General features: G+C 41.1%; 14 protein-coding genes. 12 read left to right on the top strand and 2 right to left on the bottom strand.

Annotation, left to right across the window (positions count from 1 at the left end; all coding sequences use genetic code 11):
• Nucleotide 1 precedes the first annotated feature (1 nt).
• From HMPREF2574_RS04980 to recG, 4 genes are all read left to right on the top strand, one after another.
• Complete coding sequence (locus tag HMPREF2574_RS04980; RefSeq protein ID WP_024052682.1) at nt 2-1,042, top strand: 3-deoxy-7-phosphoheptulonate synthase; 1,041 nt, start codon at nt 2-4, stop codon at nt 1,040-1,042.
• A 107-nt stretch (nt 1,043-1,149) separates the two neighbouring features.
• On the top strand, nt 1,150-1,515 hold the full coding sequence (gene acpS / locus HMPREF2574_RS04975; RefSeq protein WP_003026132.1) for a holo-ACP synthase: 366 nt from the start codon (nt 1,150-1,152) through the stop codon (nt 1,513-1,515).
• Nucleotides 1,502-2,608, top strand: a complete 1,107-nt coding sequence (gene alr, locus HMPREF2574_RS04970; protein ID WP_024052681.1) for an alanine racemase — start codon at nt 1,502-1,504, stop codon at nt 2,606-2,608. Before acpS ends, alr begins: the two co-directional genes overlap by 14 nt.
• A gap of 103 nt (nt 2,609-2,711) precedes the next feature.
• The gene (recG, locus tag HMPREF2574_RS04965; RefSeq protein WP_070241957.1) at nt 2,712-4,727 is read left to right on the top strand and encodes an ATP-dependent DNA helicase RecG; all 2,016 of its coding nucleotides are present in this window, start codon (nt 2,712-2,714) and stop codon (nt 4,725-4,727) included.
• A gap of 325 nt (nt 4,728-5,052) precedes the next feature.
• Here recG and HMPREF2574_RS04960 read toward each other — a convergent pair whose 3' ends face one another.
• Nucleotides 5,053-6,015: an asparaginase gene (locus tag HMPREF2574_RS04960; RefSeq protein WP_024052678.1), complete on the bottom strand. Its 963-nt coding sequence runs from the start codon at nt 6,013-6,015 to the stop codon at nt 5,053-5,055.
• A 64-nt stretch (nt 6,016-6,079) separates the two neighbouring features.
• Here HMPREF2574_RS04960 and HMPREF2574_RS04955 point away from each other — a divergent pair, with 64 nt between their 5' ends.
• The gene (locus HMPREF2574_RS04955; protein WP_024052677.1) at nt 6,080-7,468 is read left to right on the top strand and encodes a Cof-type HAD-IIB family hydrolase; all 1,389 of its coding nucleotides are present in this window, start codon (nt 6,080-6,082) and stop codon (nt 7,466-7,468) included.
• 45 nt (nt 7,469-7,513) lie between these two features.
• On the opposite strand, the gene HMPREF2574_RS04950 is transcribed toward HMPREF2574_RS04955, so the two are convergent.
• A complete protein-coding gene (locus HMPREF2574_RS04950; RefSeq protein WP_020999785.1) occupies nt 7,514-7,966 on the bottom strand; it encodes a universal stress protein in 453 nt (150 codons plus the stop codon).
• Nucleotides 7,967-8,117: 151 nt separating this feature from the next.
• Between HMPREF2574_RS04950 and HMPREF2574_RS04945 the strand changes: the two genes are divergently transcribed.
• The 7 genes from HMPREF2574_RS04945 (at nt 8,118) to gatB (ending at nt 16,460) form a co-directional block, all read left to right on the top strand.
• Complete coding sequence (locus HMPREF2574_RS04945; protein ID WP_024052676.1) at nt 8,118-9,332, top strand: pyridoxal phosphate-dependent aminotransferase; 1,215 nt, start codon at nt 8,118-8,120, stop codon at nt 9,330-9,332.
• A 240-nt stretch (nt 9,333-9,572) separates the two neighbouring features.
• Nucleotides 9,573-10,361, top strand: coding sequence for a GTP-sensing pleiotropic transcriptional regulator CodY (gene codY / locus HMPREF2574_RS04940; protein WP_070812235.1), 789 nt, complete (start codon nt 9,573-9,575; stop codon nt 10,359-10,361).
• Nucleotides 10,361-10,936 (top strand): cysteine hydrolase family protein, encoded by a 576-nt coding sequence (locus tag HMPREF2574_RS04935; RefSeq protein WP_024052674.1) that lies wholly within the window; start codon nt 10,361-10,363, stop codon nt 10,934-10,936. Before codY ends, HMPREF2574_RS04935 begins: the two co-directional genes overlap by 1 nt.
• 506 nt (nt 10,937-11,442) lie before the next feature.
• Nucleotides 11,443-13,182: an aspartate--tRNA ligase gene (gene aspS, locus HMPREF2574_RS04930; protein WP_024052673.1), complete on the top strand. Its 1,740-nt coding sequence runs from the start codon at nt 11,443-11,445 to the stop codon at nt 13,180-13,182.
• A 76-nt stretch (nt 13,183-13,258) separates the two neighbouring features.
• Entirely contained in the window at nt 13,259-13,561 is a 303-nt protein-coding gene (gene gatC, locus HMPREF2574_RS04925; RefSeq protein ID WP_003026120.1) for an Asp-tRNA(Asn)/Glu-tRNA(Gln) amidotransferase subunit GatC, read from the top strand.
• Nucleotides 13,561-15,027 carry an Asp-tRNA(Asn)/Glu-tRNA(Gln) amidotransferase subunit GatA gene (gene gatA / locus HMPREF2574_RS04920; protein ID WP_024052672.1) on the top strand — a complete coding sequence of 489 codons (1,467 nt, stop codon included), beginning with the start codon at nt 13,561-13,563 and terminating at the stop codon, nt 15,025-15,027. Before gatC ends, gatA begins: the two co-directional genes overlap by 1 nt.
• Nucleotides 15,027-16,460: an Asp-tRNA(Asn)/Glu-tRNA(Gln) amidotransferase subunit GatB gene (gene gatB, locus HMPREF2574_RS04915; RefSeq protein WP_070241955.1), complete on the top strand. Its 1,434-nt coding sequence runs from the start codon at nt 15,027-15,029 to the stop codon at nt 16,458-16,460. Before gatA ends, gatB begins: the two co-directional genes overlap by 1 nt.
• Nucleotides 16,461-16,482 lie beyond the last annotated feature (22 nt).

The following is a 16,482-nucleotide window of genomic DNA, read 5'->3' as shown; positions in this document are numbered from 1 at the left end:
TATGACATTTAAGGCAACTAGCGAGCCAATTGATGTAGCAAAGGTTCGTAATTTATCAAAGTTAGAAGGAGAGGCTTTAGCTAAAAAAAAGGCACGAGATCGTGAGTTAAATGCCATTATCCGTGGAGAAGATGACCGCATTCTGTTGGTCATTGGTCCGTGTTCTTCTGATAATGAAGCGGCTGTCCTAGAATATGCAAAGCGCCTATCTGCCCTCCAAGAAGAGGTGAAAGACCGTATTTTCATGGTTATGCGCGTGTATACAGCTAAGCCTCGCACCAATGGCGATGGTTATAAAGGATTGATTCATCAACCGAATGCTAAGGCTGCTCCAAGCTTAATTAATGGGATTAAGGCTGTTCGGAATTTACATTATCGTGTCATTACGGAGACGGGAATGACGACAGCTGATGAAATGCTCTATCCAGAAAATCTTCCGTTGGTAGATGATTTGATTTCTTATATGGCTGTTGGGGCGCGTTCTGTGGAAGATCAGCAACACCGTTTTGTCGCTAGTGGGGCTGATGTTGCGACCGGTTTGAAAAATCCTACATCTGGCAATCTCAATGTCATGTTTAACGGGATTTACGCAGCGCAAAACAAGCAAAGTTTCTTGTTTGCTGGTAAGGAAGTAGAAACTTCAGGAAATCCTTTGGCACACGCTATTCTGCGTGGTGGACTTGACGAGTATGGAAAAAACATTCCAAACTATTACTATGATAATTTGCTGGATACGATTGACCAATATGAAAAAATGGGCTTGGAAAATCCTTTTATCATCATTGATACCAATCATGATAACTCTGGTAAACAGTATTTAGAGCAGGTGCGGATTGTTCGTCAAACCTTAATCAATCGTGACTGGAATGAAAAAATCAAAAAAATTGTACGTGGCTTTATGATTGAGTCTTACTTAGAAGACGGTCGTCAAAATGAGCCTGAAGTGTTTGGGAAATCTATTACAGATCCTTGTTTGGGTTGGGATAATACAGTCAGACTGGTCAAGGAAATTTATACTACCCTATCTAAAAATGAAAAATAAAAAGGTTGGGAGTGAATCTCTAAAATCTGATAACATCAGCGCATTGAGTTTTATTTTAGAAAGTAACCGAGTCTGGCACACTTTTGTCCCAGCCTCTTTTTAAAAAGATGATTAAAGGACACGGAATTGATATAGAAGAAATTTCCTCTATTCAAAAAGTTTATGAAAAAAATGCTCGTTTCGCCAAGAAAGTTTTGACTGTTGCAGAATTTGCACGGTTTGAAGAACTTTCTGGTAGGCGAAAAATGGAATATTTGGCAGGACGTTGGTCTGCTAAAGAGGCTTTTTCTAAAGCATGGGGGACTGGAATTGGTTGTGTCACTTTTCAGGATTTAGAAATTTTAAACAATGAAAAGGGAGCGCCTATTTTTACTAAGTCGCCTTTTTCTGGCAAGGTCTGGGTGTCGCTCAGCCATGCAGGTAATATTGTTACAGCTAGTGTTATTTTGGAGGAACATCATGAAAACGAGTAATCATCGACCTACTAAGGCTGTTGTGGATTTAGCTGCTATCCGCTTTAATATTAAACAAATTGCAGCGCATATTCCAAACAATGTAGAAAAATGGGCTGTTGTCAAGGCAGATGCCTATGGTCACGGTGCAGTTGCTGTTACGCAATCTATTGATCCAATTGTGGATGGCTTTTGTGTTTCCAATATTGATGAAGCTGTAGAGTTGCGTAATGCCGGCATTACGAAAAAAATTTTGGTATTAGGAGTGTCAGATGTTCATGCTGTTTCATTGGCAATTGAACGCAAAGTGACCTGTACCGTTGCTAGTTTAGAATGGATTGATTTGCTGCTACAGTCAAATATAGATGTAGCTGGTTTGGCTGTTCACATAAAAATTGATTCTGGGATGGGACGGATTGGTTTTCGAGATAGTCAAGATGCTCAAGAAGCCATTCATCGTTTGGAAAAAGCAGGTGCTCAGGTAGAAGGCATCTTCACCCATTTTGCAACAGCTGATGAAGCAGATACGCATAAGTTTGAAGCACAGTTGGCACGTTTTAAAGAAATTTTAGGGCAATTAGAAATCGTTCCACCGATTGTTCACGCTAGTAATTCTGCAACGACCCTTTGGCATACAGATACTGTGATGAATGCGGTGCGTCTGGGTGATATTATCTATGGTCTCAATCCTAGCGGTCGTACCTTGCAGCTTCCTTACGAAATGAGGCCGGCTCTTTCTCTGGTGTCGGAATTGGTTCATGTCAAGCAGCTGGAAGCAGGGGCAGATGTGGGTTATGGAGCTACTTACACTAGCGATAGCCCACAGTTCATTGGGACGATTCCATTAGGCTATGCTGACGGTTGGACGCGAGATATGCAAGGGTTTGATGTTCTAATTGACGGGCAACCTTGTCCTATTGTTGGGCGTGTGTCTATGGATCAGATTACCGTTCGTTTACCTCAGTCTTATCCTATTGGTACACCAGTTGTTCTTATCGGAGAAAGTGGCAAAGAATCCATTTCTGCAACAGATGTGGCAGAAAAACGAGGAACAATCAACTATGAGATAGTTTGCTTGATTAGTGATCGTGTACCTAGAGTTTATAAAAATTGATTGAAACTAAAAAGCAGTTGGAAAAATCTAGAAAGCTATTTTCAGCATGGTTGTTCCAATCTGCTTTTACAAACTCTTGAAAAACAGAACTGAAAGAGGAATTATGAATTTACACCAACCTTTAACGGTTCTGCCGGGTGTGGGGCCGAAATCTGCTGAAAAATTTACTAAGCTGGGAATTGAAAGCCTGCAAGATTTGCTGCTCTATTTTCCATTTCGCTATGAAGATTTTAAAAGTAAGAATGTGTTAGAACTGGAAGATGGTGAAAAGGCAGTTATTTCAGGGGTGGTGACTACACCAGCAAATGTCCAGTACTATGGCTACAAGCGCAATCGCCTGCGTTTTACCATAAAGCAGGATGAAATGGTACTTGCAGTCAACTTCTTTAACCAACCTTATCTAGCAGACAAGGTGGAGGTTGGCTCAACCATTGCTATTTTCGGAAAATGGGATAAGGCAAAAGCTAGTTTGACCGGGATGAAAATTCTAGCACAAGTAGAAGATGATTTGCAGCCAGTTTATCGAGTAGCTCAAGGGATTAGTCAAGCCAGTTTGGTCAAGGTCATTAAGACAGCCTTTGACCAAGGGTTGGAATTGCTCTTGGAGGAAAATTTGCCCCAAGTGTTGTTAGAACGCTATCAGTTGCTAGGACGGAATCAGGCTGTGCGAGCAATGCATTTTCCAAGGGATTGGGCAGAGTACAAGCAGGCTTTGCGTCGGATCAAGTTTGAAGAGCTTTTTTACTTTCAAATGCAATTGCAAGTTCTCAAATGTGAAACAAAAGATGTTAGTCAGGGCTTAATTATTCCTTGGCGGGCAGATTTGCTAGAAAAGAAAAAAGCTACTCTACCTTTTGAGTTAACGGCTGCTCAAGAGCGCAGTCTAAACGAGATTTTACAGGATATGAAATCGCCAGCTCACATGAACAGGCTCTTGCAGGGAGATGTCGGAAGCGGAAAGACGGTGGTTGCAGGTTTAGCTATGTATACTACTTATACAGCTGGTTTGCAGTCTGCTCTCATGGTGCCAACGGAAATCTTGGCAGAGCAGCACTTTGATAGCTTGAGCCAACTTTTTCCTGAACTGCGGATAATTCTGTTGACAGGGGGAATGAAGCCAGCAGAACGCAGACAGGCACTAGAAGCTATTGAGGATGGTCAGGTGGATATGATCGTCGGCACTCATGCTTTGATTCAAGAAGGCGTGACATATCATCGGCTCGGTCTGGTGATTATTGATGAACAGCACCGTTTTGGAGTGGGACAGAGACGAATTTTGCGGGAAAAAGGAAATAATCCTGATGTGCTCATGATGACTGCAACGCCCATTCCTAGGACGCTTGCTATTACTGCTTTTGGTGATATGGATGTGTCCATTATTGACCAAATGCCAGCTGGGCGTAAGCCGATTATCACCCGTTGGGTCAAGCATGAGCAGCTGGAAGTAGTTCTGGATTGGTTGAGGAAAGAGCTGCAACGAGGTGCTCAGGTCTATGTCATCTCTCCTTTGATTGAGGAGTCGGAAGCTCTGGATCTGAAAAATGCGATTGTTTTGGAAGAGGAATTAAAGGCTTATTTCGGTGACAAAGCACAAGTAGCTCTGCTACATGGTAAAATGAAGAGCGAAGAAAAAGATACCATTATGCAGGATTTTAAGGAAGGGAAAACGGACATTCTGGTTTCCACGACTGTTATTGAAGTCGGTGTCAATGTGCCCAATGCTACGGTCATGCTAATCATGGATGCGGACCGATTTGGGCTCAGCCAGCTTCATCAGTTACGTGGTCGAGTAGGACGTGGAGATAAACAGTCTTATGCGGTTCTTGTAGCCAATCCTAAGACAGAATCTGGCAAGAAACGCATGAAAATCATGACGGAAACGACTGACGGTTTTGTCTTAGCTGAGGAAGATTTGAAAATGCGTGGTTCTGGTGAAATCTTCGGCACTCGTCAGTCCGGTTTGCCGGAATTTCAGGTGGCAGATATTGTAGAGGATTATCCAATTTTAGAGGAGGCCAGAAAAGTCGCCAGTCAAATTGTGTCCACTCCTGATTGGCGAACGAATGCAGATTGGCATATTGTAGCGCTTCATTTGGACAAGCAGGACTACTTGGATTGATTTTAGTTTATCATCATATATAAACCAAAAAACTTCACCATTTGGATGAAGTTTTTTAAATTAAGTTTTCTGAAAGAAATCTATAAGCCTACTTTAAGCTTTTCGGGCTATACTAAATTCATCAAAAAGAAAGAGGTAAGTCCAATGACAGTAAACATTAAAGTACATTATAACAAAACATTCAAAAAATCAGTAAAGGAATCAGAAATGTATGGTAAATAACTAAAAAACAAAAGAGCTAAAAAACTTTTTTTCATAAATCTCCTAAACATAAAATATCCTAAGAAGCTTCGAATCACTCGAGGCTTTTTATCTATGTAAGAACCTAGCCTTCCATATAGTCTTTTAATTCTTGCCCTTGAAGTCCAGCATTCAGGGCGATTAGCAGCTTGATACGAGCTTTAGGAGCATTGAGCTCTTTGACAAACATAATGCCTGATTCGTGTAACTTCACGCCACCCCCTTCATAAGCGTAAACTGGCTCTGCAATGCCGTTAAAGCAACGTGATACAAGTGCAATTGGCAGCCCAGAATTCGCAAGTTGACTGAGCTTTTGGGCAACTTCTTGTGGCAGATTTCCAGCGCCAAAGGCTTCAACGATGAGACCGTCTATCTTTTCCAAGTCTAGCATATCAAGCAGTTCAGTTTTCATTCCAGCATAGGCTGGGATAATGGGAACCAAACCAGAGATTTTATCTAAATGAAAACGAACGCGTGGTTCAGCTGTTTTGAAATAGAGGATTTCTTGCTTCATAATCAGTCCAAGTGGTCCATGAGTTGGTGTTTGAAAAGTGCTGACATTGGTCGTATGCGTTTTTGTCACGTATTTGGCAGCATGGATTTCATCATTCATAACCACCAGAACGCCTTTTCCGCGTGCTTTGTCATCACTTGCTACACGAAGTGCAGATAAGTAATTGTAAACTCCGTCACTTCCCAGTTCATTAGAGCTTCGCATAGCACCAGTTAAGACGACAGGAATATCTGGAAGTTCCATGGTATCCAAAAAATAAGCTGTTTCTTCCAGAGTGTCCGTTCCATGAGTAATGACAACCCCGTCAAAATGCTTCCCATCTGTCTTGATTTTTTGATACAATTGCAGCATGTGCTGTGGTGTTATGTGAGGGCTAGGAATATTGAAAACATCAAGAGCCGTCACTTGAATGCCTTCTAGAGGAACTGCAACATGGTTCATGGGATTGTGTTCGTTTGTGATGACTTTTCCAGTAGTGTCCGCCTGCATGGAAATAGTACCGCCAGTATGTAAAACTAAAATTCTTTTGGTCATAAGTGAGCTTCTCCTGAATCTATGCTATAATTATTGTATCATAAAAGAAAGAGATGAGAAATGAATGGAAATCAAAGCAGTCTTTTTTGATATTGATGGGACGTTAGTAAATGATAGTCGAACGGTCTTGAAATCCACAGAACAAGCAATTCATAGTTTAAAACAGCAAGGTATTTTAGTTGGTTTAGCGACAGGTCGGGGTCCATTTTTTGTCCAATCTTTTATGGAGCAGTTGGATTTGGACTTTGCAGTAACCTATAATGGACAATATATTTTTTCAAAAGATAAAGTCATTTCTGCGAAGCCAATTGATAAAACCAGTTTGCGTCACCTGATTCAGTATGCTCGCCAGCATAAAATAGAAATCTCATTTGGGACAAAATCAGGAATGGTTGGTTCAAAAATCATGAGCTTTGGCATGAGCAAGTTTTCTCAATGGACCAGTCGTTTTGTTCCGAAGAAGATGACACATTTGGTCAATAAAAGTTTCAATAATGTAATCAGCAAGGCACTTCCTCAACAGCAGGATGATTTATTGAAATCCATTCAAGAGCCGATTTATCAAGTACTGATGCTGGCAACACCAAAAGAAACACAAACTATCGAAGCGGATTTTCCAGATTTAAAGTTTACTCGTAGCAGTCCTTTCGCAGCTGATATCGTCAATCAAGGAATGTCAAAGTTAGAAGGAATTAAGCTGGTCGGAAAAGAATACGGTTTTGACATCAATCAAGTCATGGCTTTTGGTGATTCTGATAATGATGTTGAGATGTTAGCGGGCGTTGGTATGTCTATTGCCATGGGAAATGGAACCAGTCGAGTGAAAGAAGTTGCAAAACACACTACTAGCAGTAATAGTCAGGACGGGATTCATAAGGCTTTGGAGCATTTTGGTATTTTGGCGAGTGAAAAAGTCTTTGTCAGTAGCGACCACCACTTTAATAAGGTCAAAGAATTTCATGGGATAATGGATGAATGCACGCAGGAAGAGCCCATCCTGTGGACAACAGAGGGTGCTCGTCATCGTGCAGGCTTCAAGGTAGAAGAATTAGTGGAATTTTTGTGGGCAGCTAGTCCTTCTGAAGAGGTCTTTGAACAGTCTGTTCAATCTTTGCACGAAGCTGTGGACAAAGCTGCTGAAAAAGTCAAAAAGAAGAGCAAAGCAGAGATGTCCTTAGTTGGGCAAGTAGATGCACTGATTGATATGTTGTATTTTACCTATGGCAGTTTTGTGTTAATGGGAGTGGATCCAGAATACTTGTTTGAGATTGTCCACCGAGCCAATATGGGTAAACTCTTTCCAGATGGCAAAGCGCATTTTGACCCTATCACTCATAAAATCTTAAAACCAGATGATTGGGAAGAAAATTATGCCCCAGAGCCAGCTATTAAAAAAGAGCTTGAACGTCAAATTCAAGCCTATCAACGAAATTGCACGAAAAATGTAGAATGAAAAAGAAGAGAGCTTGGTTTGTGCCAATCTCTCTTTAACTTTGGATTATAATGTTTTTTCTTTATCGCGGACGACCAGTAAATCAACTTTTGCATGGCGCAAGATGTATTCAGATGAAGAGCCGACTAGTAACCGTTCAAAAGCATTGAGCCCAGTAGCACCGACCATGATGAGGTCAACTTTTTGTTCTTCTGGAATATCTGTTGCAAGAAGGGTTTTCGGGTTTCCCATTTCAACAATTGTGACAACATTTGCCACGCCGGCTTCTTTGGCTTTTTCAGCATATTGATCCATGAGTTTCTTTGCATCTTCTTGCAATTCTTCATAGACTTCTGCATCAAATGTAGAAACGCTTTGCAAGGCACGTGTATCAATTACATGGGCAATCGTTAGGCGTGAATTATTTCTCAGCGCCACATTTACGCCCTTTTCAAAAGCAAGCTCAGCTTCGTGAGAACCGTCAACAGCGACCATAATGTTTTGATATCTTTGTAGCATAGGAATACCTCCATTCTTTCTTTAGTTATATTGTAACCCTTTACATGAAAAAAGTAAAGTATTTTCAAGCAGACTTTACAAGAAGTTTTTTAGATTTTTTAGAAAAATTGCGTTATAATAAATTGACTCTTTTGAAATGAGGAAAAATTCGATGAAAGAATTTAATAAATCAACAAAATTAGAACATGTGGCTTATGATATTCGTGGTCCCGTCTTAGAAGAAGCCATGCGGATGCGTGCAAACGGTGAGAAAATCCTCCGTTTAAACACGGGAAACCCAGCTGAGTTTGGTTTTACCGCACCAGATGAGGTGATTCATGACTTGATTATGAATGCGCGTGATAGCGAGGGATATTCGGACTCGAAAGGGATTTTTTCTGCTCGAAAAGCTATTATGCAATATTGTCAATTGAAAAATATTCCTAATGTTGATATTGAAGATGTTTACCTTGGAAATGGGGTTAGCGAACTGATTGTTATGTCTATGCAAGGTTTGCTGGATAATGGTGACGAGGTGCTGGTGCCGATGCCTGATTATCCGCTTTGGACGGCAGCGGTCAGTTTAGCTGGGGGAAATGCAGTTCATTATCTTTGTGATGAAGCGGCAGATTGGTATCCGGATATTGATGATATCAAATCAAAAATTACCTCTAATACAAAGGCTATTGTCGTTATCAACCCAAACAATCCGACAGGAGCTTTGTATCCAAAAGAGGTGTTGGAAGAGCTTGTTGAAGTTGCGCGGCAAAACAATTTGATTATTTTTGCAGATGAGATTTATGACCGTTTAGTGATGGACGGTGAGAAACATACGGCTATCGCAAGTTTGGCTCCTGACCTTTTTTGTGTCAGCATGAACGGCTTGTCTAAATCACATCGTATTGCTGGTTTTCGTGTCGGATGGATGGTACTGTCTGGTCCTAAATATCACGTAAAAGATTATATTGAAGGCCTGAATATGCTATCCAATATGCGTTTGTGCTCAAATGTCTTATCTCAGCATGTGGTACAAACATCGCTTGGAGGCTACCAATCAGTCGATGAATTGTTGCTTCCTGGTGGTCGCATTTATGAGCAACGGAATTTTATTTACAAGGCTATCAATGAAATTCCGGGTTTGTCGGCAACCAAACCTAAAGCGGGGCTTTATATTTTTCCTAAAATTGATAGGGAAATGTATCGAGTAGATGACGATGAGCAATTCGTGCTGGATTTCTTAAAGCAAGAAAAGATTTTACTGGTGCATGGACGAGGTTTTAACTGGAAAGACCCAGATCATTTTCGTATTGTTTATCTGCCTCGTGTAGATGAGTTAGCACAAATCCAAGAGAAGATGACTCGTTTCTTAAGGCAATATCGGAGATAATAGAAAGCGAGACAGACTCGCACGATTGCTGACGCATTCACCTACTGCATCGTCAATTTATTACACAGTGTGCTATGAAGCTGGAGACTTTCGTCCCAGCTTTTTGTGCTAATATGGAGGAGTGAGAAGGCTAGCCAAGCTAATTGCACACAATTGTATCTCAATAAACAATTTTCAGATAATTGTTGAAGATTAAAGCGCTTTATGATATAATCAATAAGATTATATGCGAGGTAAATTATGGCAAACTTATTAGCAAAAACACGAAAAATTACATCTATTTTGCGTCGTTCAGATGAGCGATTACAGGATGAATTACCTTACAATGCAATTACCCAGCAGCTAGCTGAAATTATGGATTGCAATGCTTGTATTGTAAACAGCAAGGGGCGTCTTTTGGGGTATTTCATGCGCTACAAGACGAACAATGACCGTGTGGAAGCATTTTATCAAATGAAAATCTTCCCAGAAGAATATGTTCGCACAGCGAATTTAATGTATGACACAGAAGCCAATCTTCCTGTCAATCATGATTTGTCAATTTTTCCAGTTGAAACCAAAGATGAATTTCCAGACGGCTTGACGACGATTTCGCCTATTCATGTTTCAGGGATTCGCTTAGGAACTTTGATTGTTTGGCGCAATGATAAAGAATTTGATGATGATGATTTGATTTTGGTTGAAATTGCAAGTACAGTGGTTGGTATTCAGTTGCTCAACTTCCAACGAGAAGAAGATGAAAAAAATATTCGTCGCAGAACAGCGGTAACCATGGCTGTAAATACTTTGTCTTATTCAGAATTACGAGCTGTTTCAGCTATTTTAGGTGAATTAAATGGCAATGAAGGTCAATTGACAGCATCGGTCATTGCGGATCGTATTGGCATTACTCGCTCGGTGATTGTCAATGCTCTGCGTAAACTAGAGAGTGCAGGCATTATTGAAAGTCGTTCTTTAGGAATGAAAGGAACCTATCTTAAAGTCCTTATTCCCGATGTCTTTGAAGAGATTAAAAAGAGAGATTACTGATGACAAAAGCATTGATTTCGATTGATTATACGGTGGATTTTGTGGCAGATGATGGCAAACTGACAGCTGGAGCACCGGCTCAGGCGATTTCTAAAACTATCGCACAGGTAACAAAGACTGCTTTTGATCGAGGCGATTATATCTTTTTTGCCATTGATGCCCATGATGAAGGGGATATTTTTCACCCAGAGAGTAAACTCTTTCCACCACATAACATCAAAGGCACTAGTGGACGTAACCTTTATGGACTATTAGCTGATTTCTATCAGGAGCATAAAGCAGATTCTCGCGTCCTTTGGATGGACAAACGACATTATTCTGCTTTTTCAGGAACAGATTTGGATATTCGCCTGCGAGAAAGAAAAGTAGACACGGTGATTTTAACTGGTGTTCTGACGGATATTTGCGTTCTCCACACAGCTATTGATGCCTATAATTTAGGGTATCAAATTGAGGTGGTAGAGTCTGCTGTGGCTTCTCTTTCGGAGGAAAATCATAAATTTGCACTAAACCACTTGCAAAATGTTTTAGGTTCGACTATAATAGATAACAATTTAAAAGTAAAAAAGCAGTAGAGTAGGCTTGTTGACTTGAACAGAGAGTGCTGAAAGCTGAGAGCAGCGCCAAGAAAGCAAAATCCGAAGAACATACTGTCAATGATAAAATGGTTTTTTCTATGCTATTAATGGCAAAGGATGATATTGTCTAAAACTATTATATCATTGCAAGAAATTTGTGTGAATCAAAGCACAAACGTCTGCTCACGTTACGAGCTAGAGGTTGCAATGCAACGAATAACAGTGGTACCACGGCTTTCGTCTGTTTATACAGACGTAAGCCGTTTTTCCATAGTTCTTAATGCTTTAGCGTTTATAGCCGTGGATATAGATTAGGCAGTAAGGTCGATGTTCCTTATAATTCTTAGTACTTAGAGAAGCGGATGCAATTTTGTCAGTTGGACAAAAGCTGTAAACAAAAAATGCTTCCTACTTTTAGTATCTAGAGCTACGGGCGTAGATTTCTATAAGTAATTTGCGGCAAATGGTTAATTTGAAAATGAATTTAGAAAGAGATAGAGAATATGAAAGAAGTTTTTATTGGAAACTACGGTTTGGAACAAGTTGGTCAGAAAATGACAGCGACTGGGTGGGTTGCAAATATCCGAAATCATGGGAAATTGGCTTTTATAGAGCTACGAGACCGAGAAGGACTGCTTCAAGTTTTTGTCGCAGGTGATAGTCCGGCTTTTACTGAAATTGAACATCTACATAAAGAAGATGTGATTTCTGTTACAGGAGAAGTTGTCAAGCGAGAAGCCCGCTTTGTCAACAAAGCAATCAAGTCAGGGCAAGTCGAGTTGCGAGCAGAGAAAATTCAAATCCTTGCAAGCAGTAAGCCTCTTCCTTTTGAACTTGATCAGCACGCTCATACAGGAGAAGAGTTGCGGCAGAAGTACCGCTATCTGGATTTGCGTCGGGGTAAGATGACAGAAAACCTCAAACTTCGTCACCAAGTAACCAGCACAATTCGTGACTACTTGAACGGTAAGGATTTTCTGGAAGTGGAGACACCTTATTTGACGAAATCCACACCAGAAGGAGCCAGAGATTTTTTGGTTCCTAGTCGAGTTTTTAAAAATCAATTTTATGCTTTACCTCAAAGCCCGCAAATGTTGAAGCAACTTTTAATGGGAGCTGGTCTGGAACGTTATTATCAAGTTGTTCGCTGCTTTCGAGATGAGGATCTACGGGGAGACCGTCAGCCTGAATTTACTCAGGTGGATTTAGAGTTGAGTTTTGCAAGCGAAGAAGAAATCCAAGCTCTGGTTGAAGCTATGCTCAAAGCGGTTGTTAAGAAAACTCATGGTTTGGAGCTGACAGAAGCTTTTCCGACTATCAGTTATGAGGAAGCCATGAACCGCTTTGGTACAGATAAGCCGGATACGCGATTTGGTTTGGAATTAAAAAATCTGACCAATCTCTGTCAGGATAATCCCTCTCTTTTGCTGAAGCAGGCTTTTGCTCGTCATGAAGAATTATGGGGCATTTGTGTTCCAAATGCTGCGGATTCTTTCACGAAGAAGCAGCTCAGTCATTTCTATCAAGAAATGAAAGAATTTGGAGCTAGTAGGTTTACTAGTCTTAAGGTGGAAGCAGGTGAACTTCAAGGGGATTTGGCTTCGACTTTTGAAGCAGAATCAGTTGCCTTCATAGACCGATTTGAAGCGCAAGACGGTGATTTGCTCTTACTGGTCATCGCCAAGAGAAGACAAGCCCAAGAAGCTCTAGGGCACTTGCGATTGGAGATTGCCAAACAATTAGACTTAATCGATCAGAGTCGACTGGACTTCCTTTGGGTGCTGGATTGGCCTTTGCTAGAGTGGAATGAGGAGCAAGAACGCTATCAAGCCATGCACCACCCATTCACCCAAGGAATTTTTGAAAATGAGAAAGAAGATTTAGCTTCAATCAAAAGTCATGCCTATGATATTGTCCTTAATGGCTATGAAATTGGAGGCGGTAGTTTACGAATCCATGATCGAAAGAGTCAAGAAGCCATGTTTGAACTCTTGGGCATGGAAAAAGAAGATTACGAGCGTGACTTTGGCTTTTTCTTAGAAGCGCTTGATTATGGTTTTCCGCCGCATGGTGGTCTAGCACTGGGCTTGGATCGACTGGTTATGATTTTAGCTGGTGAAGAAAATATCCGTCAGGTCATTGCCTTTCCTAAAAATGGAACTGGTTTTGATCCTATGCTAGAAAGTCCCAGTCAAGTAGATGCGAGTCAAGTGAAAGAACTTCATTTGGAATTGAAGAACTAAGCCTATTTGTGATAAAATAAGAAGATGATTGTTTTTCGGTTACACTGAAAAATAAAAGAAGAGAAAGGAAACAGAGATGAAAATTACTCAAGAGGAAGTAACGCATGTTGCTCACTTGTCAAAACTAGCTTTTTCACCTGAAGAAACGGCAGAATTTGCGACAACTTTGTCAAAAATTGTGGACATGGTGGAGTTGTTAAACGAAGTTGATACGACTGGTGTGCCTTTTACATCAAATGTTGCGGAAAATGTCAACTATATGCGTGAAGATGTAGCAGTTGCAGGTTGGAATCGAGAAGAACTTTTCCAAAATGTACCTGAAAAAGAGCGAGGCTATATCAAAGTGCCTGCTATTCTAGATGACGGAGGAGACGCCTAATGACTTTGAATCAAAAAACAATTGAAGAATTGCATAATCTCCTTGTCAAAAAGGAACTTTCCGCAGTTGAGCTGACGAAAGCTACTCTGGAAGGTATTAAGAGTCGAGAAAGTGCAGTTGATAGCTTTATTACGATTAGTGAAGAAGAAGCCTTGGCGCAAGCAGCAGCAGTAGACGCGAAGGGAATTGATGCGGATAATTTTATGAGCGGGATTCCACTGGCTGTTAAGGACAATATTTCTACTAAGGGGATTTTAACGACAGCTGCGTCAAAAATTCTTTACAATTATAAACCAATTTTTGATGCAACCAGTGTGGAAAAACTCCATGAGAAAGACATGATTGTCATTGGTAAGACCAATATGGACGAATTTGCCATGGGCGGCTCTAGTGAAAATTCTTATTTTAAGACTACGAAAAATGCTTGGGACGCTACAAAAGTTCCCGGTGGTTCATCTGGTGGTTCAGCAACAGCAGTTGCTTCTGGTCAGGTTCGCTTGTCTTTAGGTTCTGATACCGGTGGCTCTATCCGTCAGCCAGCTTCCTTTAACGGAGTGGTCGGACTGAAGCCAACTTATGGCCGTGTTTCTCGTTTTGGACTCATTGCTTTTGGGAGCTCGTTGGATCAAATTGGACCTTTTTCTCGGACGGTTAAAGAAAATGCTCAGCTTTTGGGCGTAATTGCAGGAAATGATAAAAAAGACTCAACCTCTTCTCAACGAACTGTTCCTGATTTCACTAGTAAGATTGGTCAAGATATTAAAGAATTGAAAATTGCTCTTCCGAAAGAATATATGGGCGACGGGATTGATGAAAAAGTCAAGGAACGCATTTTAGCGGCTGCCAAGCATCTGGAAAGTTTGGGAGCGATTGTTGAAGAAGTTAGCCTGCCCCACAGCAAATACGGGGTAGCAGTCTATTATATCATCGCTTCTTCTGAAGCCAGCTCTAACTTGCAACGTTTTGACGGGATTCGTTATGGCTATCGGGCAGATGAGATTGAAAACTTAGAAGATGTTTATGTCAAGTCTCGTAGCCAAGGTTTCGGTGAGGAAGTGAAGCGCCGAATTATGCTAGGAACGTTTAGTCTATCGTCTGGTTATTATGATGCTTATTTCAAGAAGGCGGGTCAAGTTCGGACACTCATTATGCAAGATTTTGCCAAAGTATTTGAAAAGTATGACTTGATTTTAGGACCAACTGCGCCGACGGTTGCTTACGACTTAGGAACTCAAAGTCACGATCCAGTAGCTATGTATTTGGCTGATCTTTTGACCATTCCGGTCAATTTAGCAGGGCTTCCTGGCATTTCCATTCCAGCAGGCTTTGCGGAAGGTCTGCCGGTTGGGCTGCAATTGATTGGAAATCATTTTGATGAAGAAACGATTTACCAAGTAGCAGCAGCTTTTGAAGCAACGACAGACTACCACAAGCAAAAACCAGTCATTTTTGGAGGTGAAAAATAATGAACTTTGAAACGATTATTGGACTAGAAGTCCACGTTGAATTAAAAACAAATTCAAAAATTTTCTCACCAGCACCGGCTCATTTTGGGGAAGATCCAAATACCAACACCAATATCATTGACTGGTCTTTCCCAGGTGTCCTGCCGGTGATGAACAAGGGAGTTATTGATTACGGTATTAAGGCTGCTCTGGCACTCAATATGGATATTCATCAAAAGATGCACTTTGATCGCAAGAATTATTTCTATCCAGACAATCCGAAAGCCTATCAAATCTCTCAATTTGACGAGCCGATTGGTTATAATGGCTGGATTGAAATCGAGCTAGAAGACGGGACGACTAAGAAAATTCGCATTGAGCGGGCTCATTTGGAAGAGGATGCTGGCAAGAATACCCATGGCAGCGACGGTTATTCTTATGTTGACCTCAATCGTCAAGGGGTGCCTTTGATTGAGATTGTTTCAGAAGCTGATATGCGCAGTCCAGACGAAGCTTACGCTTACTTAACAGCGCTCAAAGAAATTATCCAATACACGGGTATTTCCGATGTCAAGATGGAGGAAGGCTCCATGCGGGTGGATGCAAATATTTCTATCCGTCCTTATGGCCAAGAAGAGTTTGGAACCAAGACAGAATTGAAAAATCTTAATTCCTTCAATTTTGTTCGCAAGGGCTTGACTTTTGAGGAAAAACGTCAGGCTGAGATTTTGCGTAGCGGTGGTCAGATTCGTCAAGAAACTCGCCGTTACGATGAAGCAACAGGTGAAACTCTTTTGATGCGGGTCAAGGAAGGTTCAGCTGATTATCGTTATTTCCCAGAGCCAGATTTACCAAACTTTGAGATTGATGACAGCTGGATTGAGGCGGTGCGTTCAGATTTACCAGCCTTTCCAAAAGAACGTCGGGCTAAGTACAAGGCAGATTTTGGATTGTCAGACTATGATGCTAAACAATTAACAGCGACGAAGAACATCTCAGATTTCTTTGAAGCTGCGGTGGCAGCAGGCGGAGACGCAAAATCTGTGTCAAACTGGCTCCAAGGTGAGGTCGCTCAGTACCTCAATGCAGAAGGTGAAACCATTGAAGAAATCGGTTTGACACCAGTCAATTTGACTGAAATGTTGAGTTTGGTGGCAGATGGTACGATTTCCTCTAAAATTGCCAAAAAAGTCTTTGTTCATTTGGCGAAAAATGGTGGTTCAGCCAAGGAATACGTTGAAAAAGCTGGCTTGGTGCAAATTTCTGATCCAGCACAACTATTGCCAATCATTCAGGACGTTTTTGCTAACAATGAAAAAGCTCTCAACGACTACAAGGGCGGCAACAAAAATGCAGCCAAGTCCTTGATTGGTCAGCTCATGAAAGCGACTAAAGGTCAAGCCAATCCACAAGTAGCTCAAAAACTACTTAATGAGGAATTGGCGAAGTTGTAAAATCTAAAAAAATCAGTCGTTT

The sequence above is a fragment of the Streptococcus sp. HMSC034E12 genome, assembly GCF_001835915.1.
GTDB lineage: Bacteria > Bacillota > Bacilli > Lactobacillales > Streptococcaceae > Streptococcus > Streptococcus vaginalis.
Note: the sequence above shows the minus strand (reverse complement) of the source record. Positions and strands in the feature narration are given on the sequence as shown.